Source organism: Cobetia sp. 4B (assembly GCF_018831605.1).
Taxonomy (GTDB): Bacteria; Pseudomonadota; Gammaproteobacteria; order Pseudomonadales; family Halomonadaceae; genus Cobetia; species Cobetia amphilecti.
This window is the reverse complement of the sequence record NZ_CP059843.1, coordinates 716937-742834: the sequence shown is the minus strand read 5'-3', so window position 1 is coordinate 742834 and position 25898 is coordinate 716937. Positions and strand designations below refer to the sequence as shown.

At 64.2% G+C, this 25898-nt stretch carries 23 protein-coding genes; 14 read left to right on the top strand and 9 right to left on the bottom strand.

What is annotated here, in order from left to right:
- The 4 genes from H2O77_RS03120 to H2O77_RS03105 all read left to right on the top strand — a co-directional run bounded on the left by H2O77_RS03120 (position 1) and on the right by H2O77_RS03105 (position 3872).
- Positions 1-1122 (top strand): sn-glycerol-3-phosphate import ATP-binding protein UgpC, encoded by a 1122-nt coding sequence (locus tag H2O77_RS03120; RefSeq protein ID WP_215823887.1) that lies wholly within the window; start codon positions 1-3, stop codon positions 1120-1122.
- Positions 1123-1302: 180 nt separating this feature from the next.
- Positions 1303-2130 carry a glycerophosphoryl diester phosphodiesterase gene (locus H2O77_RS03115; protein ID WP_215823886.1) on the top strand — a complete coding sequence of 276 codons (828 nt, stop codon included), beginning with the start codon at positions 1303-1305 and terminating at the stop codon, positions 2128-2130.
- Positions 2127-2948: a DeoR/GlpR family DNA-binding transcription regulator gene (locus H2O77_RS03110; RefSeq protein WP_215823885.1), complete on the top strand. Its 822-nt coding sequence runs from the start codon at positions 2127-2129 to the stop codon at positions 2946-2948. The genes H2O77_RS03115 and H2O77_RS03110 overlap by 4 nt, the downstream gene beginning before the upstream one ends.
- A gap of 105 nt (positions 2949-3053) precedes the next feature.
- The gene (locus H2O77_RS03105) at positions 3054-3872 is read left to right on the top strand and encodes an HAD-IIB family hydrolase (protein WP_107335461.1); all 819 of its coding nucleotides are present in this window, start codon (positions 3054-3056) and stop codon (positions 3870-3872) included.
- A 135-nt stretch (positions 3873-4007) separates the two neighbouring features.
- On the opposite strand, the gene trpC is transcribed toward H2O77_RS03105, so the two are convergent.
- From trpC to H2O77_RS03080, 5 genes are all read right to left on the bottom strand, one after another.
- Entirely contained in the window at positions 4008-4832 is an 825-nt protein-coding gene (trpC, locus tag H2O77_RS03100) for an indole-3-glycerol phosphate synthase TrpC (RefSeq protein ID WP_215823884.1), read from the bottom strand.
- Positions 4832-5878 carry an anthranilate phosphoribosyltransferase gene (gene trpD, locus H2O77_RS03095; RefSeq protein WP_043335260.1) on the bottom strand — a complete coding sequence of 349 codons (1047 nt, stop codon included), beginning with the start codon at positions 5876-5878 and terminating at the stop codon, positions 4832-4834. The genes trpC and trpD overlap by 1 nt, the downstream gene beginning before the upstream one ends.
- Positions 5879-5955: 77 nt before the next feature.
- Positions 5956-6591 (bottom strand): aminodeoxychorismate/anthranilate synthase component II, encoded by a 636-nt coding sequence (locus H2O77_RS03090; RefSeq protein WP_107336649.1) that lies wholly within the window; start codon positions 6589-6591, stop codon positions 5956-5958.
- Positions 6592-6913: 322 nt separating this feature from the next.
- A complete protein-coding gene (gene trpE / locus H2O77_RS03085; protein WP_043335326.1) occupies positions 6914-8401 on the bottom strand; it encodes an anthranilate synthase component I in 1488 nt (495 codons plus the stop codon).
- Between the two features lie 187 nt (positions 8402-8588).
- A complete protein-coding gene (locus H2O77_RS03080) occupies positions 8589-9293 on the bottom strand; it encodes a phosphoglycolate phosphatase (protein ID WP_043335263.1) in 705 nt (234 codons plus the stop codon).
- 251 nt (positions 9294-9544) lie between these two features.
- Between H2O77_RS03080 and H2O77_RS03075 the strand changes: the two genes are divergently transcribed.
- Complete coding sequence (locus H2O77_RS03075; protein ID WP_153635139.1) at positions 9545-10846, top strand: NAD(P)/FAD-dependent oxidoreductase; 1302 nt, start codon at positions 9545-9547, stop codon at positions 10844-10846.
- Between the two features lie 87 nt (positions 10847-10933).
- Here the strand turns inward: H2O77_RS03075 and H2O77_RS03070 are convergent, their stop codons facing one another.
- Both H2O77_RS03070 and rpe read right to left on the bottom strand, forming a co-directional pair.
- On the bottom strand, positions 10934-11254 hold the full coding sequence (locus tag H2O77_RS03070) for a GIY-YIG nuclease family protein (RefSeq protein ID WP_346428198.1): 321 nt from the start codon (positions 11252-11254) through the stop codon (positions 10934-10936).
- A gap of 19 nt (positions 11255-11273) precedes the next feature.
- Entirely contained in the window at positions 11274-11981 is a 708-nt protein-coding gene (gene rpe / locus H2O77_RS03065; RefSeq protein ID WP_043335268.1) for a ribulose-phosphate 3-epimerase, read from the bottom strand.
- 367 nt (positions 11982-12348) lie between these two features.
- Here rpe and ggt point away from each other — a divergent pair, with 367 nt between their 5' ends.
- From ggt to H2O77_RS03050, 3 genes are all read left to right on the top strand, one after another.
- Entirely contained in the window at positions 12349-14109 is a 1761-nt protein-coding gene (gene ggt, locus H2O77_RS03060) for a gamma-glutamyltransferase (protein ID WP_215823882.1), read from the top strand.
- 165 nt (positions 14110-14274) lie between these two features.
- The gene (locus tag H2O77_RS03055) at positions 14275-15558 is read left to right on the top strand and encodes an MFS transporter (protein ID WP_240548694.1); all 1284 of its coding nucleotides are present in this window, start codon (positions 14275-14277) and stop codon (positions 15556-15558) included.
- A gap of 195 nt (positions 15559-15753) precedes the next feature.
- Complete coding sequence (locus H2O77_RS03050; protein ID WP_052384762.1) at positions 15754-16359, top strand: YajG family lipoprotein; 606 nt, start codon at positions 15754-15756, stop codon at positions 16357-16359.
- 136 nt (positions 16360-16495) lie between these two features.
- On the opposite strand, the gene tmpT is transcribed toward H2O77_RS03050, so the two are convergent.
- Positions 16496-17167 carry a thiopurine S-methyltransferase gene (tmpT, locus tag H2O77_RS03045; protein ID WP_225996460.1) on the bottom strand — a complete coding sequence of 224 codons (672 nt, stop codon included), beginning with the start codon at positions 17165-17167 and terminating at the stop codon, positions 16496-16498.
- A 40-nt stretch (positions 17168-17207) separates the two neighbouring features.
- Positions 17208-17906 (bottom strand): TIGR04211 family SH3 domain-containing protein, encoded by a 699-nt coding sequence (locus tag H2O77_RS03040; RefSeq protein ID WP_082388145.1) that lies wholly within the window; start codon positions 17904-17906, stop codon positions 17208-17210.
- Positions 17907-18740: 834 nt separating this feature from the next.
- Between H2O77_RS03040 and miaB the strand changes: the two genes are divergently transcribed.
- From miaB to H2O77_RS03010, 6 genes are all read left to right on the top strand, one after another.
- On the top strand, positions 18741-20090 hold the full coding sequence (miaB, locus tag H2O77_RS03035; RefSeq protein ID WP_215823881.1) for a tRNA (N6-isopentenyl adenosine(37)-C2)-methylthiotransferase MiaB: 1350 nt from the start codon (positions 18741-18743) through the stop codon (positions 20088-20090).
- 273 nt (positions 20091-20363) lie between these two features.
- Positions 20364-21473 carry a PhoH family protein gene (locus tag H2O77_RS03030; protein ID WP_131431329.1) on the top strand — a complete coding sequence of 370 codons (1110 nt, stop codon included), beginning with the start codon at positions 20364-20366 and terminating at the stop codon, positions 21471-21473.
- Between the two features lie 113 nt (positions 21474-21586).
- Entirely contained in the window at positions 21587-22294 is a 708-nt protein-coding gene (ybeY, locus tag H2O77_RS03025; protein WP_240548782.1) for an rRNA maturation RNase YbeY, read from the top strand.
- Positions 22295-22422: 128 nt separating this feature from the next.
- Entirely contained in the window at positions 22423-23331 is a 909-nt protein-coding gene (locus H2O77_RS03020; RefSeq protein ID WP_052384764.1) for a transporter associated domain-containing protein, read from the top strand.
- Positions 23332-23417: 86 nt separating this feature from the next.
- Positions 23418-24935, top strand: a complete 1518-nt coding sequence (lnt, locus tag H2O77_RS03015; protein WP_215823879.1) for an apolipoprotein N-acyltransferase — start codon at positions 23418-23420, stop codon at positions 24933-24935.
- 103 nt (positions 24936-25038) lie between these two features.
- Positions 25039-25791, top strand: coding sequence for a YdcF family protein (locus H2O77_RS03010; RefSeq protein ID WP_043335281.1), 753 nt, complete (start codon positions 25039-25041; stop codon positions 25789-25791).
- The last annotated feature ends 107 nt before the right edge of the window (positions 25792-25898 follow it).

The following is a 25898-nucleotide window of genomic DNA, read 5'->3' as shown; positions in this document are numbered from 1 at the left end:
ATGGCAACACTGGCGCTCAAGCAGCTCAAGAAGCAGTACCCCAATGGCTACAAGGCCCTGCATGGCATCGATCTGGCCTTCGGCGAAGGCGAGCTGATCGTCATCGTCGGCCCTTCCGGCTGTGGCAAGTCGACCCTGCTGCGCACTCTGGCGGGCCTGGAGGACATCTCCGAGGGCGATCTGGAGATCAACGGCAAGCGCGTCAATGAGCTGGAACCCGCCGAGCGCGACATCGCGATGGTGTTCCAGAACTACGCGCTCTACCCGCATATGAGCGTGTTCGACAACATGGCCTACGGCCTCAAGAACCGGCGCACGCCCAAGGACGAGATCCAGCAGCGCGTCAGCGAGGCCGCCGAGCTGCTGGGCCTGACCGAGCTGCTCGATCGCCGCCCCAAGCAGCTCTCCGGCGGCCAGCGTCAGCGTGTCGCCATGGGACGCGCCATCGTGCGCAAGCCGCAGGTCTTCCTGTTCGATGAGCCACTCTCGAATCTGGACGCCAAGCTGCGTGTGCAGATGCGTCTCGAGATCCGCCGCCTGCAGAAGCGTCTCAAGGTCACTTCCGTCTACGTGACCCATGATCAGACCGAGGCCATGACCCTGGCAGACCGCCTGGTGGTGATGAATGGCGGCCATGTCGAGCAGTTCGGCACGCCGATGGCGCTCTACGATCAGCCCGCCAGCCAGTTCGTCGCCGGCTTCATCGGCTCGCCGGCGATGAACTTCCTGAGCGCCACCCAGGCAGAGGCAGGCCTTGCGCTGCCGTGTGGCGCAACCATTGCCCTGCAGGGTGAGGGCGAAGGCCTGGCCACGGGTGATGAGCTGACCCTCGGCATTCGCCCCGAGCACCTGCAGGTGCTGGAAGCAACCGACGCCCTGCCCGCAGGGGCCGCGGAGCTTGAGGCGCGCATCGAGCTGGTCGAGCCGCTGGGCGCGGACACCCTGGCGTACTGCCGACTGCAAGGCCAGAGCGAGCCGCTGGTGGTGAGACTGGATGGCGAGCACGCCGTCGCGGAAGAACAGACGCTGCGCCTGGCAATCCTTCCGGCGCGTGCCCATCTGTTCGGCGCCGACGGCAAGCGGCTGGCAACCCGCGAGCAGGCGACAGCGGCCATCGAATGAGCGCTTTCGTACTGTCGCGGGCCGACGGAACCCCTTGCCCTGATAACGTCATCATTGGATGGTAATGCTTGAGACCTGCCCTGATCAGTCTCGCGCCTGAGCATCAGTGATCCGCCTCGACCGATCAGCGCCACAGCTGCGTAGCGGGCAGACATGCCATTCTTTCTGTGAGGATTCACCATGGTTTCATCGTCACATTCAGCCGACGCATCACATTCAACTGACAGCGTCCTGTCCCTGCCCCTGGCGATCGCACATCGCGGCCTGTCGGCCTATGCGCCGGAAAACACCCTGGCCGCCATTCAGGCGGCGCATGAGGCAGGCTTTCAATGGGTGGAACTGGACGTGCAGTTGCTGGGCGATGGCACGCCGGTCATCTGGCACGATGCCGGCGTGAATCGCTGCTCGGATGGGCGTGGCAAGCTCAAGAATCTCGATTGGGACAGCGTGCAGACCTTCGATGTCGGCAGCTGGTTCAATGCGTGCTTTGCTGGTGAGCGGATGGCCTCGCTCAAGCAGGCGCTGGAGCTGATCGCACGCCTGGACATGCGCCTGAATCTGGAGCTCAAGCTCAGCCCTGGCCACGATGCCCAAGCGCTGGTCGATGCCGCCATCCCGATGGCCAGTGCTCATCTGCCCGCCTCACATCTGATCATCTCGTCGTTTGATCCCCAGGCGCTGCGGTTGACGCGTCAACGCGACCCGCAGGTGCATATCGGCCTGCTCTACGATGACATCCCCGACGACTGGCAGAGCCTGGCCGATGAGCTGAACGCAAGTTCCGTGCATGCCGATTGGCGCGCCCTGACTCGCGCCGCGGCCAGTGACATCACCAGCCGTGGCCACAAGCTGCTCTGCTATACGCCCAACGATGCAGCCGCCTTTGCACCGCGCTGGGCCTGGGGTGTGGATGCCGTCATCAGCGATGACCCGGCCATCTTCAGCGAGGAGGATCGCGAGCCCACTCTACCGAACGACACCACCACGCAAGGGCTACCCCAGACATGACCCCGGGCATCGAGCGCGACAGTCGCAGCGTCGAACACGCAAGCAATGAGGCATTGACGCCGCGCCAGCAACAGATTCTCGAGCGACTGGCCCGCGAGGGCCAGCTGGCCGTCGACCCGCTGGCCCACGCCTTCGACGTCACGCCCCAGACCATCCGGCGCGACCTGGGCGTGTTGTGTGAGCGCGGGCTGGCGCGGCGGCGCCACGGCGGCATCGAGCGCCCACCGGGCGGCTACAACCTGGGACACACCCAGCGCATCATGCTGGCGCGCACTGCCAAGCAGGCCATGGCCGCCAGCGTGGTCGCCGAGATTCCCGATGGCGCCACGCTGGCGCTGGGCATCGGCACCAGCGTGGTGGCGGTCGCCGAAGCCCTGCTTGCCCGGCGCGGCCTGCGCGTGATCACTAACAATCTGCAGGTGGCGCAGGCGCTCTCGACTCATCCGGATGTCGCCGTCCAGTTGGCGGAAGGACAACTGCGCCCGCAGGATCTCGACGTGGTCGGCAGCGCCACCGTGGCCTTCTTCGCGCGTCATCAGGTCGATATCGCGGTCCTCGGCTGTGGCGGTCTCGATGCCGGTGGGCTGCTCGATTTCGATCCGGAAGAGGCCGCGGTCAGCCGTGCGCTGGTCCATCACGCCCAGCGCCGGATTCTGGTCGCCGATGCCAGCAAATGGGGGCGCGCCGCCATGTGCCGCATCGCCCCGCTCGAGGAGATCGACCTGCTGGTCACCGATGAGCTGCCCCATCAGCCCGATTATCGCAGCGCGCTTGAGGCTGCCAGCCAGCAGAGCCTGTCGGTGCGCTTCACTGCCTGAACAGAGGCGCGTCGCGCAAGCCGGCACGCATCGACGATACTGAAGGGACACGCGACTGATGACAGCCGCGCGCCCGCTTACCTTCTGAGGATTTCTGGAATCACCATGCAAGCCTTCGCCCACTGTCCTGCCAGCACCCTGTCGGGTATCCGGTATCTGTTGACCGATATCGATGACACCCTCACCCATGAAGGGCGTCTCGCGGCATCGACGCTGGCGGCGCTGGAGCGTCTGGATGCCGCCGGCATCAAGGTCATCCCCGTCACGGGCGGCTGTGCGGGCTGGTGCGATCACATCGCACGCGCCTGGCCGGTCGCCAGCGTGATCGGTGAGAACGGCGCCTTTGCCTTCCGCCGTCAGGGGCAGCGTATCCTCACCACCTGGTGGGAAGACGAGCAGCGCCTGCGCGCTCGTCAACGCCATGTCATGACCGTCGCCCGCCAGCTGCTGCTCAACCATCCACGCGCAGCACTGGCCCAGGACCAGCCCTTCCGCTTCGCCGATGTCGCGGTGGACCACTGTCAGGCGGTCGGCCCGCTGGCCCAGAGCGAGATTCGCGCCATCATCGCCGGCTTCACGGCCGCCGGTATTCAGGCGCGCGCCAGCTCCATCCACATCAATGCATGGCAGGGCGAGTTCGACAAGGCGCGCATGGCGGTGCGGGTCCTCACCGAGACCTTTGGCCTGGACCGCATGCAGCTGGAACAGGAGGTGATGTACGTCGGCGATGCCCCCAATGATGCGCCGATGTTCGCCACCTTCCGCCACACCGTGGGCGTGGCCAACATCATCCAGCACCGTGCGGCACTGGGCTGGGAGCCCAGCTGGGTGACACGCCACAGTCATGGCGCCGGGGTCGAGGAAATTGCCGAGGCTCTGCTCACGGCACGCAAGGGAGTCGAGAGCGTCAAGACAGACGCCTGAGCCTGTGACTGATGGCGGCCACAGGCCTTTGGACAGAAGACAGAAGACAGAAGACAGACATGAAAAAGCCCGCATGGCAATGCCATGCGGGCTTTTGTTATCCATAAGATAACAAGTGGCGTTAACTGCCGACCATCAGTCAGCGAAGAACAACCCCCGCAGACCCTCGCCCGGATCATCAAAGCGCATGAAGGCCTCCCCTACCAGGAAGCCGTGGACGCCAGCGTCGCGCATCTTCGCCACATCGTCACGGGTATGGATGCCGGATTCGGTGACCACGCGCACGCCCTGCGGCATGTCGGCCAGCAGGTCCAGCGTCGTCTCCAGCGACGTCTCGAAGGTGCGCAGGTCGCGGTTGTTGATGCCGACCAGTTCGATGCCCAGCGCCAGTGCACGCTTGAGCTCTTCGCCGTCATGCACCTCGACCAGCACATCCATGCCCAGCTCGCGCGCCTGACGATACAGAGCGCTCAGGCGCGCATCGTCCAACGCCGCAACGATCAACAGGATACAGTCGGCACCGATGGCACGTGCTTCCAGCACCTGATACGGGTGGATGATGAAGTCCTTGCGAATCACCGGAATCGAGACGGCGTCGCGCGCCTCGATCATGAAGTCCTCATGCCCCTGGAAGAAGTCGGCATCGGTGAGCACCGACAGACAGGCGGCGCCGGCCTGCTCGTAGGCCACGGCGATCTCGGCGGGCACGAAGTCTTCACGGATCACGCCCTTGGAAGGGGACGCCTTCTTCACTTCGGCGATGATGGCCGGCTCGCCACGGTCGATAAGCGACGTCAGCGCCTCGATGAAGCCGCGCGGCGCGCTCTGTTTCTCGATCAGGGCCTGCAGGTCCGCCTCGCTCACCGCGGCGCTGCGCTCGGCGATCTCTTCTTCCTTGCGCGCCAGAATCCTGGCCAGGATGGTCGGCAATGCCTTGTCAGTCGTCTGCTCGGTGCTCATCAGCGGGTCGCTCCTTCATCATTGACCTGGGCGTAGACACGGGTGAAATCCGCCAATTCCTTCATCTTCTCGAACGGCAGCTTGCTGGCCTGCACGTCCTCGGCAATGCTGACACCCTCCTTGAGACTGTCCGCGATGCCCGCCACGTAAAGGGCCGCACCGGCATTGAGTGCCACGATGTCACTGGCCGGGCCTTCATCACCGCGCAGCGCCTGCTGCACCAGCTTGAGGCTGGCGTCCGAGGTCTCCACCGCCAGACTTTCCAGCGACTGGCGCGCGATGCCGAAGTCTTCCGGCGCGATGCGGTATTCGCGGATCTCGCCATCCTTGAGCTCATTGACCAGCGTCGGTGCCGCCAGCGAGATCTCGTCCAGACCATCATCGCTGTGCACCACCAGCACATGCTCGGCCCCGAGGCGCTTGAGCACCTCGGCCATCAGCGGCACCAGCGCCGGGTCATAGACCCCCAGCACCTGACGGGTGGCGCCGGCCGGATTGGTCAGCGGACCGAGGATGTTGAACATGGTACGCACACCCATCTCGCGGCGCGGGCCGATCACGTGCTTCATGGCGGCGTGATGATTGGGCGCGAACATGAAGCCGACCCCGATATCATCGATGCAGCGTGCGACCTGCTCGGCGTCCAGCGCCAGATTGATGCCGGCCGACTCAAGCAGGTCGGCACTGCCGGACGATGACGAGACACTGCGGTTGCCATGCTTGGCCACATGACCACCGGCGGCCGCCACCACGAAACTTGCCGCCGTGGAGACATTGAACAGGTTGGCACCATCACCGCCGGTGCCGACGATATCCACTGCATCGGTGGCACGCACCGTGACGCGCGTCATCAGCTCACGCATCACCTGGGCGGCGGCGGCCAGCTCATCGACGGTCTCGCCCTTCATCGACAGCGCCATCAGCAAGGCCCCGATCTGCGCCTGGGTCGCCTCGCCGGTCATGATGGCCGTCATGACCGCATGAGTGTCGTCGTAGCTCAGGTGCTGGCGGCGCATCACGGCGCCAATCGCCTCACGCATCTGCATGTTGTGTCTCCGCAGGCGCCAGCCTCGGCGGCTGACGCATGAAAAAATAGGATGTGACTCTTGCAATCAACGCCCGCTCAGGCGGCTTTCGCAGCCTCGCCGCGACGCAGGAAGTTAGCCAGAAGCTCATGACCCTGCAATGTCAGGATCGACTCAGGGTGGAACTGGACGCCTTCGACATCCAACTCGCGATGGCGCAGGCCCATGATCAACTGCGGCGTGACATCGTCATCATCCGTCCAGCTGGTGACGATCAGACACTCGGGCAGGCTCTCACGATCGACCACCAGCGAGTGATAACGCGTGACTTCCAGCGGCTCGGCCAGCGCAGCGAAGACACCGCTGTTGTCGTGACGCACGGCAGAGGTCTTGCCGTGCATCACCTGGGGCGCACGTACCACCTTGCCACCGTAGACCTGACCGATGGCCTGGTGACCGAGGCACACGCCCAGAATCGGCAGCTTGCCGGCGAAGTGGCGAATGGTTTCCAGCGTGATGCCGGCCTCGTTGGGCGTACACGGGCCCGGGCCCAGCACCAGATGTGATGCACCGAGCGCCTCGATCTGCTCGAGCGTGATGGCGTCATTGCGCACGGTCAGCACTTCCGCGCCCAGCTCACTCAGATACTGGACGATGTTGTAGGTGAAGCTGTCAAAGTTGTCGATCATCAGCACGCGTGGCGTGCTGGCGTCCTGCGAAGTGAATGTCTGCATGGTCAGTGTCCATTCTCGGGAGCGGATCATGCGCCGTGATTGACCGGCCTGCCCGCTCTCCTGTGGTGTCGTTCCCGCCGTCCAGCAACAAAAATGCCGCCCTGGTCGGCGGCATTCTTCTGGTCGTACGTCCTCGAACTTCAGACATGCGAAAGCCGCCCCCTTGTCAGGAGCGCCACCACTGCTGGCTGAGGTCGTGCGGGTTACGTAGCGTCATGGGTCAATAGTGCGTTGAGCTGCCAGGAGTGTCAATCACATGCGCCGTTGCAGGAAGTGACCCGCGAACACTGGCGAGTCACTCCCGAAATGCGTGGCGCGCCGATCAGTCCAGATTGTCCAGACCGCGCTCCGCCATCGCCACGGCACGGAACAGGGCACGCCCCTTGTTGAGTGTCTCGTCCCACTCGGACTGCGGCACGGAATCGGCCACGATGCCGGCGCCGGCCTGAACGTGCAGCACCTTGTCCTTGAGCACCGCGGTGCGGATCGCGATGGCGGTATCCATGTTGCCGTGCCAGGAGAGATAGCCCACCGCGCCGGAATAGATGCCGCGCTTGACCGGCTCCACCTCATCGATGATCTCCATGGCGCGAATCTTCGGCGCGCCGGACAGGGTGCCGGCCGGGAAGGTGGCCCGTAGCACGTCCATCGGCCCCAGGCCTTCCTTCAGCTTGCCGGTGACGTTGGAGACGATGTGCATGACGTGGGAATAGCGCTCCACCACCATCTGGTCCGTCACCTTGACGCTGCCGGTCTGGCTGATGCGACCGGCATCGTTGCGACCCAGGTCGATCAGCATCAGGTGCTCGGCGACTTCCTTGGGGTCTGACAGCAGGTCCTTCTCCAGCGCCAGGTCTTCCTCTTCGGTGGCGCCGCGCACGCGGGTACCGGCGATCGGGCGCACCGCGACCTCGCCATCCTCGAGACGCGAGAGAATCTCCGGCGACGAGCCGATGACATGGTGGTCATCCAGATTGAAGAAGAACATGTACGGCGAGGGATTCAGGCTGCGCAGTGCACGGTAGAGATCCAGCGGCGCGGCGCGGTAGGGAATCGACATGCGCTGCGACGGCACGCACTGCATGACATCACCGGCCAGCACGTATTCCTTGATCTTCTCCACTGCACCCTTGAAGCCTTCCTCGGTGAAGCCGGAGGTGAAGTCGGTCTCCTTGACCGGCTCGCCGCCGGTGCCGGGGCTGACGGTATTCAGGGTCGCGCTGCGCAGCTGGATCTCGAGGCGCTCGAGACGCTCGCAGGCGGCCTCGTAGGCGTTCGGCGTTGCCGGGTCGGCGTGGGTCAACAGCGTCAGACGCCCGGACAGGTTGTCGAAGATCACCAGCTCGTCGGCGACCATCAGCAGGATGTCCGGCACGCCCAGCGGGTCCGGCTTCTCGACGCCGCGCAGGCGCGGTTCGATATAACGCACGGTGTCATAGCCGAAGTAGCCGACCAGGCCGCCATTGAAGCGCGGCGCACCGTCGATGACCGGCACACGGAAGCGGGTCTGGAACTGCTCGATCCAGTCGAGGGGGTCCTCGACCTCGGTCATGCCGGTCTGCTCGCCATTGATCAGATGCGAGACCACCTGGCCACGCACCTCGATGCGCTCACGACACGGCAAGCCGATGATGGAGTAGCGCCCCCACTTCTCTCCGCCCTGCACGGACTCCAGCAGGAAGGTCCACGGCATGTCGGCCAGCTTGAGATAGGTAGACAGTGGCGTGTCGAGATCCGCCAGCACGTCACGGGTGACGGGAATGCGGTTGTAACCGGCTTCGGCCAGTTCAGCGAAGTGTTGTGGGGTCATCATGACCTGCAGTTCCTTCCACGGAGGGTGCGTTGCCGACACGGGGCCGGCTTGTCTGGGACTCAGTCTATCATCGCGGATCGCTGGCGGCAGCGCTGGTGGAGGCAAGTTCTGCCATCTCATGCCTCACTGTGCGCCCGAGCGGGACACCAGCCTCGCTCTGTCAATTCCCATCAATCAGCGTCACTCAGCCAGCCACGACCAGCTCGGCGAGTGAGTCGACGAGGTAGTCCGGGTGGCTGCGCGAGATCGGCTCGCCATGGTTGTAGCCGTAAGGTACCGCCAGGGTGCGGAAACCGGCGGCGCGGCCTGCCGCGATATCGTGACGCGAGTCACCGACCATCAAGGCCTGACGCGGCAACACTCCCAGCCGCTCGGCGGCGAACAGCAGGGGCGCGGGGTCCGGCTTGCGCGTCGGCAGGCTATCGCCGCCCAGCGCCAGCGCGAAATGCTCGCTCAGCGCGAAGTGCGAAAGCAGCGGCTCGATGAAGGCTTCCGGCTTGTTGGTGATCAGCACCAGCGGGATCCCGGCCTGGCGCAGCCCCTCCAGGCATTCCCGCACGCCGGGATAGAGTCGCGTACGCGAGCTGGGGTCGGCGGCGTAATGTGCCAGGAAGCTCTGATGCGCCTGCTCGACCCGCGCCAGGTCATCGGTCGCCAGGCCATGTGCTGCCAGGGCGCGCTCCACCAGTACCCGCGATCCATTGCCGACAAAGTCGCGTACCCGCGCCTCGCCCAGCGCCGCCAGGCCCTCTTGCTCAAGCATGCAGTCGATCGCATGGGCGAGGTCCGGCACCGAGTCGATCAGGGTGCCATCGAGGTCGAAGGCGACCATCTCGATCGCCCTGAGCGACGGATGTACCGGACCTGTGAATGTGGGATGATCGTGCATCCTTGCTCCTTTTCAGCGACAGAATTCGTGTAGGTGCCAAAAGCGCAACACCGAGTTCTCGCGTGCTCATGGCGAATATACGTAAAATAACGACATCTCGCGCATGCAGCACTATTTAGCACGCTCATTATATTGTTATCATAGCGGTATCGCGACGCCAGTTATCGACTCCGGGCCTTGCATGTTCTGACTCGATAGCCGGCCGACACTTTTCACACCTTCCCATCAATCTTGTCACTGAGGAGCACTCAATGGCCATTCCCCGCATCGTAGTCGTTGGCGGAGGCGCCGGCGGTCTGGAACTCGTCACCAAACTGGGCCACAAGCTGGGCCGCAAGAAGAAAGCCGAGATCATTCTGATCGACCGCAATTCCACGCACATCTGGAAGCCGCTGCTGCACGAAGTGGCCACCGGCGTGCTGGATTCCGGTCTCGATGAAGTCTCCTACCAGGGCCATTCCAAGGCCCACGGCTACAAGTTCCAGCGCGGCACCCTGGAAAGCCTGGAGCGTGAAGAGAAGCAGCTGACCCTGGCCGCCATCCACGATGCCAAGGGCAACGTGCTGCTGCCCGCCCGCCAGCTCAGCTATGACTATCTGGTCCTGTCACTGGGCAGCGTGTCCAATGATTTCGGCACCGAAGGCGTCGCCGAGCATTGCCACTTCCTGGATAGCCCGCAGCAGGCCGAGAAATTCCGCCGCGACATGCTCGACACCTTCCTGCGCTTCAGCGCCAACGGCGAGGAATGTGAGCGCCAGCAGCTCAACGTCGCCATCATCGGCGCCGGTGCTACCGGGGTCGAGCTCTCCGCCGAGCTGTTCGATGCCTCCAAGATGCTGCACAGCTACGGCTTCTCCTCGCTGGAAGACCGCCAGGTCAAGGTCCACCTGATCGAGGCCGCACCGCGCATCCTGCCCGCCCTGCCGGAACGCATCGGCAAGCCGGTCGCCAAGGAGCTGACCAGGCTGGGCGTCGATATCCACGTCGATACCCGAGTGACCTGCGCCGACTCACGCGGCATCACCACTGCCGATGGCACCCTGATCGAAGCCGACCTGAGCGTGTGGGCCGCCGGTATCCGTGCGCCCGCCTTCCTGTCCGAGCTGGGTCTGTCCACCGAGCGCAACCATCAGGTCAAGGTGCACCAGACCATGCAGAGCATCGATGATGAGTTCATCTTTGCCCTCGGTGACTGTGCCAGCTGCCCGCAGCCGGATGACAAGCGCGTCCCGCCGCGCGCCCAGGCTGCTCACCAGCAGGCCAGCCTGATGGTCAAGAACCTGCGCGCCGCGATGGCCAACAAGCCACTCAAGGACTTCGTGTTCAAGGACCACGGCTCGCTGATCTCGCTGGCGCACTTCGATGCCGTCGGCTCGCTGATGCGCGGTGCCTCGGCGCGTTCGCTGTTCATCGAAGGTCGCCTGGCCAAGTTCTTCTACGCCTCGCTGTATCGCATGCACCAGATGGCGATCCACGGCGTGGTCAAGACCGGCATGACGGTGGTGGTCGATGGCCTGAACCGTTACCTGCGTCCGAAGATGAAACTGCATTGATCGCTCGCCAGTAACGCAAAACGTAAAACGCCCCCAGCGGTCTCCGCTGGGGGCGTTTTCGTTTCACGCATTCAATCAAGCAGATCGTCAGTCGAGCAGGCTGTCCAGCGCAAGCTCACCGGCGATCAAACGGCGCTTGGCCGCCACACTCAACTGCTTGACGCGATACTCGAGCTTGAGCGCCCGCGAGCGATCGCCGACCACCTGTTGATAACACAGCGTCAGCGGCCCCTTGCCGCGCAGCGCTCGCGCACCGCGCTTGCCGCCCTCATGCTCGCTCAGGCGGCGCGCCACATCGGTACTGATACCGGTATAGAGGCGCCCCTGGGCCGTCTCGAGCACATACAGCGACCACTCGCTGAGCGCCGCGGCGTGAGCCGAGTCGTCGGCCGCTCCCAAAGCTCTCACGCTGTCATCCGTCACGCGATCAGCTGCGCACGCTGGCAAGCTCGGCACGCAGCTTCGCCAATACGCTGTCGTAGCGGTTGGCATCGCTGTCACTGCGCGCATTGAAGATGGCGGAACCGGCCACGAAGGTATCGGCACCGGCACGCGCGATCTCGGCGATGTTGTCGACCTTGACGCCACCATCGATCTCGAGACGGATGTTGTAGCCGGAGGCATCGATGCGACGACGCGCTTCACGCAGCTTGTCGAGGGTGCCGGGGATGAACGACTGACCACCGAAGCCCGGGTTGACGCTCATCAACAGGATCATGTCGACCTTGTCCATCACGTAGTCGAGATAGGACAGCGGCGTGGCCGGATTGAATACCAGCCCGGACTTGCAGCCCGCATCACGAATCAGCTGCAGCGAGCGATCGACGTGGTCGGAGGCTTCCGGATGGAAGGTGATGTAGCTGGCACCGGCCTCGGCGAAGTCACCGATCATGCGGTCGACCGGCGTGACCATCAGGTGGGCATCGATCTCGGCGCTGATGCCGTAATCACGCAGCGCCTTGCACACCATCGGCCCGATGGTCAGGTTGGGCACGTAATGATTGTCCATCACGTCGAAGTGGACGATATCGGCCCCGGAGGCCAGCACATCCTCGACCTCCTGCCCCAGGCGGGCGAAGTCAGCGGACAGGATCGACGGGGCAATCTTGAAGTCATTCGGCAGTAGTTCAGACATATCATCAGGCGCCAGCGAGAAGTGGAAGGGGCATTTTACGCCACCCTCTCACAAAAGACAGGCGCTGTGTGAATGTGCACCGCCAGCCTGCCGGTCCGTCGCTGCCGATCCGTCGCCGCCGGCCCACGCCAGGCACCCCACTGCGACTCACACCCTCAAGCCGCCCTCACACCAAGCCCTCATTACCCTTCCAGATCAGACACCAACAAGAATATTGCCGTGCAAAGTTGAAATTGGTGCATTAGCAACTGATAGTTAAGCTGTTCTCTCGGCCCAGTGAGCAGCTCGCTGGCCTTCTGCGCATGTTCCTCGCACTGCACGCGTCATGTCGCATCTCTTATAACGATAACAGGAACCGACACCTCTCATGTTCGACACCTCTCTCGCAAACCGCAGACATCTCAAGGCGCTGGCCGCCGCCGCACTGTTGCCGCTGGCCGGCCTGCTGCCGACGGCGATTCCCGCCGCCTTCGCCGAGTCTTCCGCGATTCTGGAAGGCGAGCGCTTCCACCCCCAGGAAGGTCAGCACGGCATGGTCGCGACCAGCCACTATCTGGCCTCTCAGGTCGCACGCGATGTGCTGGCCGATGGCGGCAACGCCGTCGACGCCGCCGTGGTGGCAGGCTTCGCGCTGGCCGTGACCCAGCCGCGCTCCGGCAATATCGGTGGCGGCGGCTTCATGCTGGTCTCCGATGAGAAGACCGGTGAAGTGGTGGCCATCGATTACCGCGAGAAGGCCCCGGCGGCGGCCAGCGAGGCGATGTTCCAGGACGAGAATGGCGAGGCGGTCTCCGAGTGGTCACGCTTCACCCACCGCGCGGCAGGCGTGCCCGGCACCGTCGCTGGCCTTGCCAAGGCGCTGGAAGACTACGGCACCCTGAGTCTCGAGCAGGCCCTCGCCCCGGCCATCAAGCTGGCCGAAGACGGCTTCGTGATTCCGACGCGCTTCGCCAAGGGCTTGAGCGATGCCAAGGACCGCCTGGCCAAGTGGGACAGCACCGCCAAGGTGTTCTACAAGCCGGATGGCAGCAACTATCAAGCCGGCGAGCTGTTCAAGCAGCCGGAACTGGCCGCGACCCTCAAGCGCATCGCCGCCAATGGTCCGCGCGAGTTCTACGAAGGCGAGACCGCCCGGCTGATCGTGGCCGAGATGGAGCGCCACGACGGCATCATGACGCTGGATGACCTCAAGGCCTACGAGCCGGCCATCCGCGAGCCGGTCCACGGCACCTATCGTGGCTATGACATCTTCTCGATGAGCCCGCCCTCCTCCGGCGGCGCGCACATCGTCGAGATTCTCAACATGCTCGAAGGCGATGACATCCAGGCGATGGGCTTCAATTCCGCCGCCACCATCCACGTGATGGCGGAAGCGATGCGCCGCGCCTACGCCGACCGCTCCGAGTATCTGGGCGACACCGACTTCGTCGATGTGCCGCTGTCGGGCATCATCTCCAAGGACTACGCCAAGGAATTGCGCGCCCAGTTCGAGCTCGACAAGGCAACGCCCTCCAGTGAGGTCAAGCCCGGCAAGCCGCAGCCGTATGAGTCCAATCAGACCACCCACTTCTCGATTGCCGATGGCAATGGTCTGGCCGTCTCCAATACCTACACCATCAACTTCAGCTACGGCTCCGGCATCGTGGTCGATGGCGCAGGTTTCCTGCTCAACAACGAGATGGATGACTTCTCCGCCAAGCCGGGCGTGCCGAATGCCTATGGCCTGATCGGTGGCGTCGCCAACAAGATCGAGCCGAACAAGCGCATGCTGTCCTCCATGAGCCCGACCATCGTGATGAAGGATGGCAAGAACTTCCTCGTCACCGGCAGCCCCGGCGGCTCGCGCATCATCACCACCACGCTGCAGGTGATCATGAACGTGATCGACCACGGCATGAACATCCAGTCGGCGGTCAGTGCGCCGCGCATCCACCACCAGTGGCTGCCGGACGAGATTCGCATCGAGGCGGGCATCAGCAAGGACACCATCCGTCTGCTCGAGGCGATGGGCCACAAGGTGGTGACCAAGGACGCCATGGGCGCCATCCAGTCGATCATGATCGACGACGGCACCTTCTACGGCGGTGCCGACCCGCGTCGCTCCACCTCTTCGGCCATGGGGCTATAGACGACGGCTGCGACGGGGTAGTCTCTGCATCGCATCGCCGAGCTGCCCCATCAATGACGCCTTGACCCCATTGATGGGGCGGGCTATCTGTGACGGGCGACACTTCGGTGTCGCCCGTTCGCGTCTTGCTGCGCCATCACGCCATCTGCCCTACAAGGTGCCCTCGTGTCCTCAACCAAGTCACTCACGCCGCCCATCTCTGGCTGGCGGCAATGGGCCAACCGCTATCCGGTCGCCTTGATCGCCCTGGCGCAGCTGTTCGGCACCAGCCTGTGGTTCACCCCCAATGCAGTCCTCACGCCGATGTTGGCGAGCTGGGGCTTCGCCGGCGATAGCGCCGCGGCACTCGGCCAGCTGACCTCCTCGGTGCAGGGCGGCTTCATCGTCGGCACCCTGGTGCTGGGGCTTGCCGGCCTGGCGGACCGTTTCGCGGCGCGCCATCTGTTCATGGCTTCCTGCGTGCTGGGCGCGCTGACCAATCTGGCGCTGTTGGTCGCGCCGGGGCTGCTCAGCGCCTCAGGCCTGCGCGTGCTGACGGGACTGGCACTGGCCGGCATCTACCCCATCGGCTTGAAGCTGATGGTCCAGACCGCACCGGACCGTGCCGGTGCCGCGCTCGCCTGGCTGGTCGGCATGCTGGTGCTTGGCACCGGGCTGCCGCATGCACTCGCCGCACTGCAACAGGGCGAAGGCATGCAGCTGCCGTGGGGCGCAGCCATCAGCACTGCCTCGCTGCTGGCCATCGTCGGTGCCGGTCTGGTCGCCTTGTTGGCACCGCCGGCGGCGAAAGCCACCTCGGCGCCCCGCCAAGCAACAGCGGCGAAAGACGGCCGTAACACCTTTCTCGCGCGTGCCACACGAGGCCTGGCGGCCTGGCAATATCCCGGCTTCGTGCGCGGTGCACTGGGCTACTTTGGCCACATGTGGGAGCTATACACCCTGTGGGCACTGACGCCTCTGCTGCTGACCCAGATGGCCAGCGCGACAGGCGTGACGCTCTCTCCTGCCACCCTGGCCTGGCATAGCTTCCTGGTGATCGCCATCGGCGCGCCCGGCTGTGTCATCGGGGGCTGGCTCTCGCGCAGTCGCGGCAGTCTGTGGGTGGCGCGTCTCGGGCTCGCCGGCTCGGTGACACTGACGTTGATCTTCGTCGCTGCTACGCAGCTTGAGGCCGGTTACGGCGTGCTGCTGGCACTGCTGGCGCTGTGGAGCCTTCTGGCCGTGATCGACTCGCCACAGTTCTCGGCACTCGCCGCGGGCGGCACGCCGGTCGAGCTGCAGGCCAGTGCCCTGGCGATGATGAATGCCTTCGGCTTCAGCCTGTCGCTGGTCTCGATCGCCTTGCTCACGCCACTGATCGCCGGCCACGGCAGCCTGCTGCTGCTGGCCTTGCTGCCCGGCCCGCTGCTGGGCCTGCTGGCCTTGAGTAGACGCGTCGACGGCGCATGAGCTATGGGCCATGAACCTCAACCACTGTCGCTTGCAGAGGACAGCCGTGAGCCTGAATTTCCACTACGCTCAGGCGCCATTCTGGCCCTATACTCGCGCCATTGCGCTCCGGCCATCCCGCGCTGCAGGCGAGATATTGGCAACGGATGGCCGAGATGACTCCCATGACAACCGGCCTCAGGCCCAGGAACCCCGATGATGATGCACAAGTTGCGCACCACCTGCATGAGCGTGGCACTGATCGCCACGGCGGCACTTCTCAGCGCTTGCGGCACCAGCCCGCAGCGCCTGTACGTCAATCCGCAGGTCGGCGAGATGGGCGTGGTCGGCCACGGGCAACAGGTGGTGGTGGACGTGCTCGATGAGCGTCCGTCAGAGCGCATCGGCTCTCGCGATGGCGCCACCAATGCCTCGAGCTATCTGGTCGTGCCGACCGGCGACCTGACGCCCAAGCTTGAGGCCCAGACCGTCAGCGCCCTGCGCCGCATGGGCTTCGTGCCGGTATCCGCCGAGCAGGCCAACCAGGGCGCAGCAGAGCTGACCATCTCGCTGACCGAGCTGGCCTATGGCGTGAAGCGTGGCGGCCTGATCACCGATACCGCGACACTCAATGGCGTGATCAAGGCCGTCGCCGTGTCCGGCAAGCAGCGCTATACCGGCAGCTACACCGCGACGCGTGATCAGGGCTATGCCCTCAAGCCGAGTCAGGAGAAGAACACCGAGATGGTCTCTGAGGTGATCGGCGATGCGCTGACTCGCGCTTTCCAGGACACTACGCTGATCCGCCAGCTCGACCAGTAGGCTCGATCAATAAGTTCGACAGCAGCTCGCCACCAACGAAAACGCCACCGCCGCCCATTGGGCGGCGGTGGCGTTTTTCATGAGGACTAAACCTTCATGAGGACTGGAACTGACTGACAAGGTCACCCCTGAGTCGTCAACGACGCGGTCCCTTGCGCACCAGACTCCATACCGTCTCACGCAAACCGCGCTCATCCGGGGCGCGACGCTCCAGCACCTCAAGCGTGAAGTTGGCGCTCAGAAGCTGACGAATCTCGTCTTCGGCGACATGGAACGGCGGACCCTGATGCTGCTCCGTCTGCCGCTCGAGACTGATCAACAGGCCACGCGCCCCCGGGGGCAGCAACTGCGCCAGATGGAAGGCGTAACGCTGCCGGGTGGCCGGCGGCAAGGCGATCAGCGCGGCGCGATCATAGAAGGCGTCCAGATGATCGACATGGTCGATATGGAAGTGGAAGAAGTCTCCGCACCACAGCTCGACCATGCCCTGGCGGAAGCATTCGAAGTGCTCCAGCCGATAGCGCGAGACATCCCCGGCGCCTTCGGCGACGAACTGCTCGCAGGCCTGGCGTGCAAGCTCGATGCCCAGCACCGGATAGCCCTGCGCCGCCAGCCAGCGCATGTCGAGACTCTTGCCACACAACGGCACCAGCACCTTGGCGCCCGCCGCGATCTCAAGCCGCGGCCACCAGCGCTCCAGCGCCGAATGCGTGGCGGGCAGATGAAAGCCGATCCGCCCTTCCTGCCATCGCGCCAGCCAGGGGTCACTGGCCGGCGTCGCGTCCATCGTCGTGTCTTGTGCCGACATGAGCTGGCGCACTCCCTCTGCTATCGGTGACCGGGATGCCTTACAGGAAGCCGTGACGCTTCTTCTTGCGACGCGGCAGGTGCGGCACGATCAGGCCGACCAGCAGGCCGACCCCAGCCACGCCACCGCCGTACATGAAGTAGCGCATCAGCAGGTCCTGCTTCTTGGTATCGAGCTTGGTTTCCATGTCCTGCATCTTGCTGCGCGCCTGGGCAAGCTCGGCTGACTGGCTGTTGCTGGCCTGCTCAAGCTCTTCGATGCGCGCCTGACGCGTCTCGAGGCCGGTCTTCATGTCCTCGACACGGGTTTCCCACTCTTCATTGATGCCATCGAGCTTGGCAGTCAATTCCTTGACCCTGGCGCTCAGCTCGGGCACCCGGGCATTGACGCTCTGGGTGTCCTGCAGGTCAGCGGAGGGAATCCACACCACGTCGCCGCTGGCGGTGCGGATCTTGCTGTAGTCATTCTGGACCTCGAGCAGCTCGACCGGCTGGCCGGCTTCCACCGTGCCCACGATGCGGTAGCCATCCGTCGGGCCACTGCGCACGAAGGTGGTGAGGTCATCGGCGACCCAGCGGTCGGTGGCCGCATTGGCCAGCGGTGCGCCCAGCAGCAGGCTGCCGGCGACGCCAGCCCCCAGCACCACACGGCGCAGTGAGCGCGCAAGCGTCGAACACGGCGATCGGGGTGACAGGAGACCGAAAGATGAAGGGGTGCTGGTAATGGAGAATCGCGTCATATCGTGTTCTTCATGGCTGTCTAAGGGCGTAAGCCGACCGTGTCAGGCGTGTGGGCACGAGGAGCAAGCGCGCTGAATCCTGCGTCCCCACATGCCGAACATGATCGACCGCTTTTGGGCGAAGGAAGGCTCGCCCTGTCTGCCCATGCGGTGTCTGCCAGGTTGCGCAATGCAAGGCGTCCTGCCTGGCATCGCTGTCGCGCTTGGACGTACGGTAACGAAATTGCCGCGAGAAAAATCCGAGACTGTCATTTCAGTGTCTTCAGACATCCACACTTTCTGTGGATAAGTCTTGGGACAACCTCAAAGGGGCAGGTCTGCGCACGGCGAAATGCCTGCCCCGCCAACAAATCGATCAAATTTTAACCAGCTCAGGCAGCCGGGCTATCGGCATGAAAACCTCAACAAATCAAGCCATTGACAGCCTGATGTGCGTTGCGCAACACCTGCCTGATAACTATGAAACATGCCAAGCCCCTGTTGTAGCGTCAGGGCATGCGCGGGCTTTCTCGTGAGGATACCACAGCCACCATCAGGCTGAACCGGTGGTTGGCAGGCATCCTCCTCATTGCTGACAGCGATGCGACAGGGCTGGCCGCATGGCCGGCAGACTCCTATACTGTGCCGTCCCGATTTTGGCCTCGACCCGATCAGCGTGCCGCTTGGCACAGTATCGTCGCGCCCTCGATTCCCGGCCAGCCATCGGCGCCGGGGCTCATTCATTACAAGTCGCGCCCGCTTCTCCTGACCGCTGACGCTGCCCGCCGCCATCATGTGCCCGGGCGCGAGGCGCACGAAGCCCGGGCGCGCAGCTCAGAGCGTTCACACAAGGCAATGGCGAAGAAACTCTTCATCAAGACTCACGGCTGCCAGATGAACGAGTATGACTCCGCGCGCATGGCGGATCTGCTCGGCGAATCGCATCAGATGGAAGTCACCAGCGACGAATCCGAAGCAGACGTCATCCTGCTCAACACCTGCTCCATCCGCGAGAAGGCGCAGGAGAAGGTGTTCCACCAGCTGGGACGCTGGAAGAAGCTCAAGGAAAAGAACCCGGAGCTGGTGATCGGCGTCGGCGGCTGCGTGGCCAGTCAGGAAGGCGACAACCTGCGCAAGCGTGCCCCGCATGTGGACATGGTGTTCGGCCCGCAGACCCTGCACCGCGTGCCGAAGATGCTCGACACCCGCCGCGACAGCCTCAAGCAGATTTCCGTGGTCGACGTGACCTTCCCCGAGATCGAGAAGTTCGACAACCTGCCCGCGCCCAAGAGCGACGGTGCCAGCGCCTTCGTCTCGGTGATGGAAGGCTGCTCCAAGTACTGCACCTTCTGTGTGGTGCCCTACACCCGCGGTGAGGAAGTCTCGCGTCCCTTCGAGAAGGTGATGGATGAAGTCATCCATCTGGCCGACCAGGGCGTGCGCGAGATCAACCTGCTGGGCCAGAACGTCAACGCCTACGCCGGCCTCAATCAGCTGGGCGAGGAGATCGACCTCGCCGAGCTGATCAGCTGCGTGGCGCAGGTCGAGGGCATCGACCGCATCCGCTTCACCACCTCGCATCCGCTGGAGTTCAAGGACTCGCTGATCGAGGCCTTCGGTGAGATCCCGGAGCTGGTCAGCCATCTGCACCTGCCGGTGCAATCGGGCTCCAACCGCATTCTGGCGGCAATGAAGCGCGGCCACGAGCGTGACCTCTACATCGACAAGCTCGAACGCATCCGCGCGCTGCGTCCGGACATCAGCTTCTCCTCCGACTTCATCGTCGGCTTCCCGGGCGAGACCGATCAGGACTTCATGGACACCATGGACCTGATCGGCCAGATCGGCTTCGATCACTCCTTCAGCTTCATCTACTCCGCGCGTCCGGGCACCCCGGCGGCGAATCTGAAAGATGACACCCCGGAAGAAGTGAAGAAGGAGCGCCTGCTCATCCTGCAGGATCGCATCAACCAGCAGGCGATGCAGATCGGTCGCAAGATGGTCGGCACCACCCAGCGCATCCTGGTCTCCGGCTTCTCGCCGCGTGACCCGGGCCTGCTGTCAGGGCGCACCGAGAACAACCGGGTGGTCAACTTCCGCGCCGCCAACCCGACCGAGCTGATCGGCTACCTGGTGGATGTCGAGATCACCGAGGCCTACCCCAACTCGCTGCGCGGGGAGCTCAGCTCGCCCTACCGCTATTGATCGCTCGTCGCTCCCGACATTGACGAGGCGCCATCAGCCCCCACTATCAAGCAGATAGCCACGCTGGCCGTACAGGACAATTGCCCTGTACGGCCATCGCGCATTAAGCTCTCTTGAGACTTCGGCAACGCGTCACCATTGACACTGAAATGGCGCCGTCATGCGCCGTGGCGGGCAGAGCGCCCCGTGCATCACGCGCAGGTATCCGTCATCGCGGCTGCCCCTCATCGCCCAGCATCATCGTCACTCATCACTATCAGGATATTCGACGCCTTGAGCCACCAGTCACAGCAAGCCAATCGCATTCTCAACATGACGCTTGAGCCGGCAGACCCGCAGCGTCTGGCCAGCCTGACCGGCCAGCGCGACGAGCATCTCAAGCTGATCGAATCCCGGCTCGGTGTCACCCTGCGCAATCGCGGCAACGACTTCCAGATCGCAGGCCCTGCGGCCGCCGTGAAGGCGACCGCCAACGTGCTGGAGCATCTGTATCGCGAGACCGGTGCCGGCGAAGTCGATGCCGAGACCGTTCATCTGTTCCTGCAGGAATCCGGCGTCGAGGCGCTGGTCGAGGCCGCCGAGGACCAGGGCGCCACCTACGGTGATGTGGTGATCCGCACGCCCAAGGTGCTGGTGCGCCCGCGCGGCTTCAACCAGCAGGGCTATGTCACCGAGATGCGCAATCACGACATCAACTTCGGCATCGGCCCGGCCGGTACCGGCAAGACCTATCTTGCCGTCGCCGCTGCCGTGGAAGCGCTCAACAACAACGAAGTGCGACGCATCCTGCTGGTGCGTCCGGCGGTCGAGGCCGGCGAGAAGCTCGGCTTCCTGCCGGGGGACCTGGCCCAGAAGATCGACCCCTACCTGCGCCCGCTCTACGACGCCCTGTATGAGATGCTCGGCTTCGAGCACGTCAACAAGATGATCGAGCGCCAGATCATCGAGATCGCGCCGCTGGCCTACATGCGCGGCCGGACGCTCAACAACGCCTACATCATTCTCGATGAGTCCCAGAACACCACGCGCGAACAGATGAAGATGTTCCTGACGCGCATCGGTTTCGGCTCCACCGCCGTCATCACCGGTGACGTCTCGCAGGTTGATCTACCGCGTGGCACCCAGTCAGGTCTCGCGCACGTGATGGAGGTCCTCAAGGACACCCCGGGGATCAGCATCACGCGCTTCCTGGCCAAGGACGTCGTGCGTCACCCGCTGGTGCAGCGCATCGTCGAGGCCTACGACACCTTCGAAGCCGCGGAAGAGCAGCAGGAAGGCGAGCGTCGCGAGCAGCGTCAGGCCGAGCGCGAAGCCCGCATGGCGGCGCTGAATGCCCAGAGCAACGTGCCGCCTGCCAGCACCCCGGCGGGAGGTAGCCAGTGAGCGAAGCCCCCGCAGTCGTCGTGGACCTGCAACTGGCCATCGGCGAGAGTGAGTTCGATGGCCAGCCCCTGCCGGCCAGCCATCAGCTGGAAGCCTGGGTGGCGGCTGCGCTGCTGGCCGCCGCGGAAGACGGCGCGCTGGAGCGCGATGCCAGCGACGCCGCGGCGCCGTACGAGCTGACCGTGCGTCTGGTGGAAGAAGCCGAGAGTCAGGGCCTCAATCGCGATTATCGCGGCAAGGACTCCCCGACCAACGTGCTGTCCTTCCCGCATGAGCCGCTGGATCTCGATGACTTCGCCCTGCCGCCGGAACTGGCCGCGCGCTTCGCCGAGGAAGGCGATGACGACAGCCTGCCGCTTGCGGGCATGCCGGAGGGCAATCTGGACGCCGGCGAAGAGGAAGGTCTCGACGGTCACAACAGCGACGATGTCATGCTGGCGTCAGACGCCATGAGCGAAGCTGATGAGGCAGACGTCTCTGATGCCGCGTCTTCTGGCTTCTCGACTTCTGGCGCCGCGTCTTCTGCCCTCGGCTCTGCGGCTCCCGAGACCGCGGCTGAGCAGGCTATTGATGAACAACGCCAGGATGAGCAGCGCTTTCTGGGCGACCTGATCATTAGCGTGCATGTCGTCGCCCGCGAGGCGCGGGAACAGGGCAAGTCGCTGGAAAATCATTTCGCCCACATACTGGTCCATGGCACCTTGCACTTGCTCGGCTATGACCATATCGAGGACGATGAAGCCGAACGCATGGAAGCGCTCGAGCGTCATGTGCTGGCAGGGCTCGGCGTCGCCGATCCCTACCGGGAAGAGAATCACTGATGCCGGCGCCCCTGCGCATCGGCAGCACCCGCCGTCGGGTGGCTCGGGGCTTGTCCCCGGGTCACTCGGCTGCCCCGATACCACCACGACAATGGGGTATCGCCACCGAGGAAAAGAGAAACTAACGCATGAGCGAAGACCGATCGGGAAGCCAATCGAAAACCTGGCTCGATAAGCTGTTCGGCGCCTTCTCAAGCGACACCGACGAACCCAGCTCCCGTAGCGAGCTGCTCCAGTTTCTGGCTGAGGTAGGCCCACGCCTCAACCTCGATCAGGACGCCATCGCCATCATCGAAGGCGCGCTGGAAATCAGCGACCAGCAGGTGCGCGAGGTGATGATCCCCCGCTCCCAGGTGCAGGCCATTCAGGTAGATCAGCGCCCGGAGGAGTACCTGCCGCTGATTCTCGAATCGGCTCACTCCCGCTATCCCGTCATCGACGAGAACCTCGACGAGGTGCTCGGCATCCTGCTGGCCAAGGACCTGCTGCCGCTGATTCTGCAAAATGACAGCGAGCGCAAGCGCTTCGATCTGCGCGAAGCGATCCGTCCGGCGATGTTCATCCCCGAATCCAAGCGCCTCAACAGCCTGCTCAAGGAATTCCGCGAGACCCGCAATCACATGGCGGTGGTCATCGACGAGTACGGCGGCACGGCAGGCCTTGTCACCATCGAGGATATCCTCGAGCAGATCGTCGGGGATATCGAGGATGAGCACGACACCGATGAGGATGAGGACATCCGCGAGCTGGGCGATGGCCAATTCGCCGTCAGCGCGCTGACCACCATCGATGACTTCAATGAGCACTTCGATACCGACTTCTCCGATGAGGAATTCGACACCATCGGCGGTCTGATGATCCAGCGCTTCGGTCACATGCCGCGCCGTCAGGAATCCACCGATTTCGCCGGCTGGCGTTTCACGGTGCTCAATGCGGACAATCGTCGCATTCGTCAGGTACAGGTATGCCGTCTGGAAGATGCCACCGGTGACGCGCCGCCCTCGGCCGAGCATCGTGCGCACATCAGCGGCGAGTGATTCATGGCCTGATCACAGGCTGACCCGATAGAGGACAATGCCAGACACATCCGCCGATGTGTCTGGCATTTTACAAGGAGAGCGGCATGTCAGATTCCCCCCGCGCGAGGAGCTTCCCGGGCGCCTCGTTGCTGGCCAATGTACTGGCGATCATTGCCGGGGTACTGGTCACCCTGAGCTTTGCCCCCTTCGAGCAGTGGTGGCTGGGCCCGATCGGCGCAGGCCTGCTCTACGGGGCGCTGCGCATGGAAGGCGGTGGCTTCCTGCGCGCCTGGTGGTTCGGGGTCGGCCTGTTCGGCAGCGGGGCCAGCTGGGTCTACGTCTCGATCCATGATTATGGCTATACCGGCATGCCGCTGGCGGTGCTGCTGACGATGCTGTTCGTGGCCTGCATGGCGCTGTTCCCGATGCTGTGGATGGGCCTGTGGCAGCGCTTCTGCTCACGCAAGCTCGATGTGCTGTCATTCGCCGCGGTATTCGTGCTCAGCGAGCTGTTCCGCACCTGGGCCTTCACCGGCTTCCCGTGGCTGCTGCTGGGCAACAGTGCCGTGGGCTCACCGCTGGCCAGCTGGGTGCCGGTGCTTGGCGTCTACGGTATCTCGCTGATCATCGCGCTGTCCGGTGCGCTGCTGTGGAATCTGGCGCTGCGTCGCCGCTGGTGGGCGATCGCGCCGCTGCTCGTGCTGTGGAGCGCAGGGCTGCTGCTGCCGACCGGCTGGACACAGTCCGGCGGCCAGCCGGCGCGCGTCGCCCTGCTGCAAGGCAACCTGCCGCAGTTGATCAAGTGGAGCGCCGAAGGGCAGCGTCGTGCGGCCAATACCTACGCCGCGATGACGCGCGCCGTGCAGGACGATGCCGACCTGATCGTCTGGCCGGAGACGGCACTGCCGATGCTGCGCGATCAGGCCGAGCCCTTCCTCGAGCGCATCCAGGCAACTCTGCCGCCCAAGACCGGTCTGATCACCGGGATCGTCGAGCGTGACGCCGACAATCGCTTCTACAACAGCGTGATTCCCATCGATGACCCGTCGGCCCAGTATCGCAAGGAGCACCTGGTGCCCTTCGGCGAGTATGTGCCGCTGGAAAGCTGGTTGCGGGGCATCATCGGCTTTTTGGACCTGCCGATGTCGAGCATGCAGTCAGGCGACAGCCAGCAGCCGCCACTGATGGTCAGCGGTCTGCGTATCGGCGTGGCGATCTGCTATGAGATCGTCTATCCGGAGCTGGTCCGCCAGCGCGCCTTGAGCTCTACCGTGCTGCTGACCGTCTCCAACGACACCTGGTTCGGTCACTCCATCGGCCCGCTGCAGCACCTGCAGATGGCTCAGCTGCGCGCGCTGGAAAACGGCCGCTATCTGCTGCGGGCCACCAGCAATGGCGTGACGGCGATCATCTCGCCGCAGGGTGAGATCATCGCCCAGGCACCCCAGTTCGAGGAGGCCACCGTCACTGGCGATATCCGCCTGCAACTGGGCATGACGCCCTGGATGCACTACGGCCTGCTGCCGGTGTGGATCCTGATCGCGCTGCTGCTGGCGCCGGGCCTTGTGCTGGGCATCAACGAATGCCTCAAGGCGCGCCGTCAACGCCCGCAGGACGCCTGAGGTCCAGAACGTGTGAGTCCCCAGGGCCTCAGACGCTTGAACGCTCAACCTTACCCGTTGCCGGGCCGATGCCCGGCACTGCCTCTGCACAAGCGAGACCACAATGGGCATCACCGAGTTACTCGGCATCATCAAGGACCTGGTATTGCCGCCCGGCGGGCCTCTCCTGCTGCTGTTTCTGGCCATGCTCGTGCTCAAGCGCTGGCCGGGCCTGGCACGCGCCATGATGGTCGTGGCCATCCTGGGCATGTGGCTGCTGTCCTCGCCGGTCGTCTCCACGCGCCTGATGTCAGGGCTGGAGCGCATTCAGCCCAGTGAACCGGCAGAGTGGATCCAGGCGCAGGCCGTGGTCGTGCTTTCCGGCGGACGCTACTACGACGCCCCGGAGCTGCAGGGCCGCGATCGCATCAATGGCGAGACGCTCAGCCGCCTGGACGAAGGCGTCCGCGTGGCCCGCAACGCGGAGCTGCCGATTCTGCTCACCGGTGGCAAGGTATCGTCCTCCGATGACGGCACCCTCGCCGAGCTGATGCAGCGCTCGCTGATCGATGAATTCGACTACCCGGCGCGCTGGCTGGAGAATCGCAGCGAGAACACCCAGCAGAATGCGCTCTTCACTCGCGAGATGCTCGAGCAGGACGACATCAACAAGATCGTGCTGGTGACCAGCGCCTGGCACATGCCGCGCGCGATGCGCAACTTCCAGAATCAGGGCTTCCGCACCATCATCCCGGCGCCGGTGGGCTACACCACGGTCTCCGGGCTGGGCATCGATGCCTGGATCCCCAACAGCTCCGCGCTGACCCAGTCGCGCTGGGCACTGCATGAATGGATCGGCTGGCTGGTGGGTCGCTAGCCCCGACAGCACTGCTGGCAAGACAAGCGAAGGACTGCTGGCAAGACACACGAAGGGCTGCCCATGGGCAGCCCTTCGTGTGTCTATATAACCCGCTCAGCAAACGC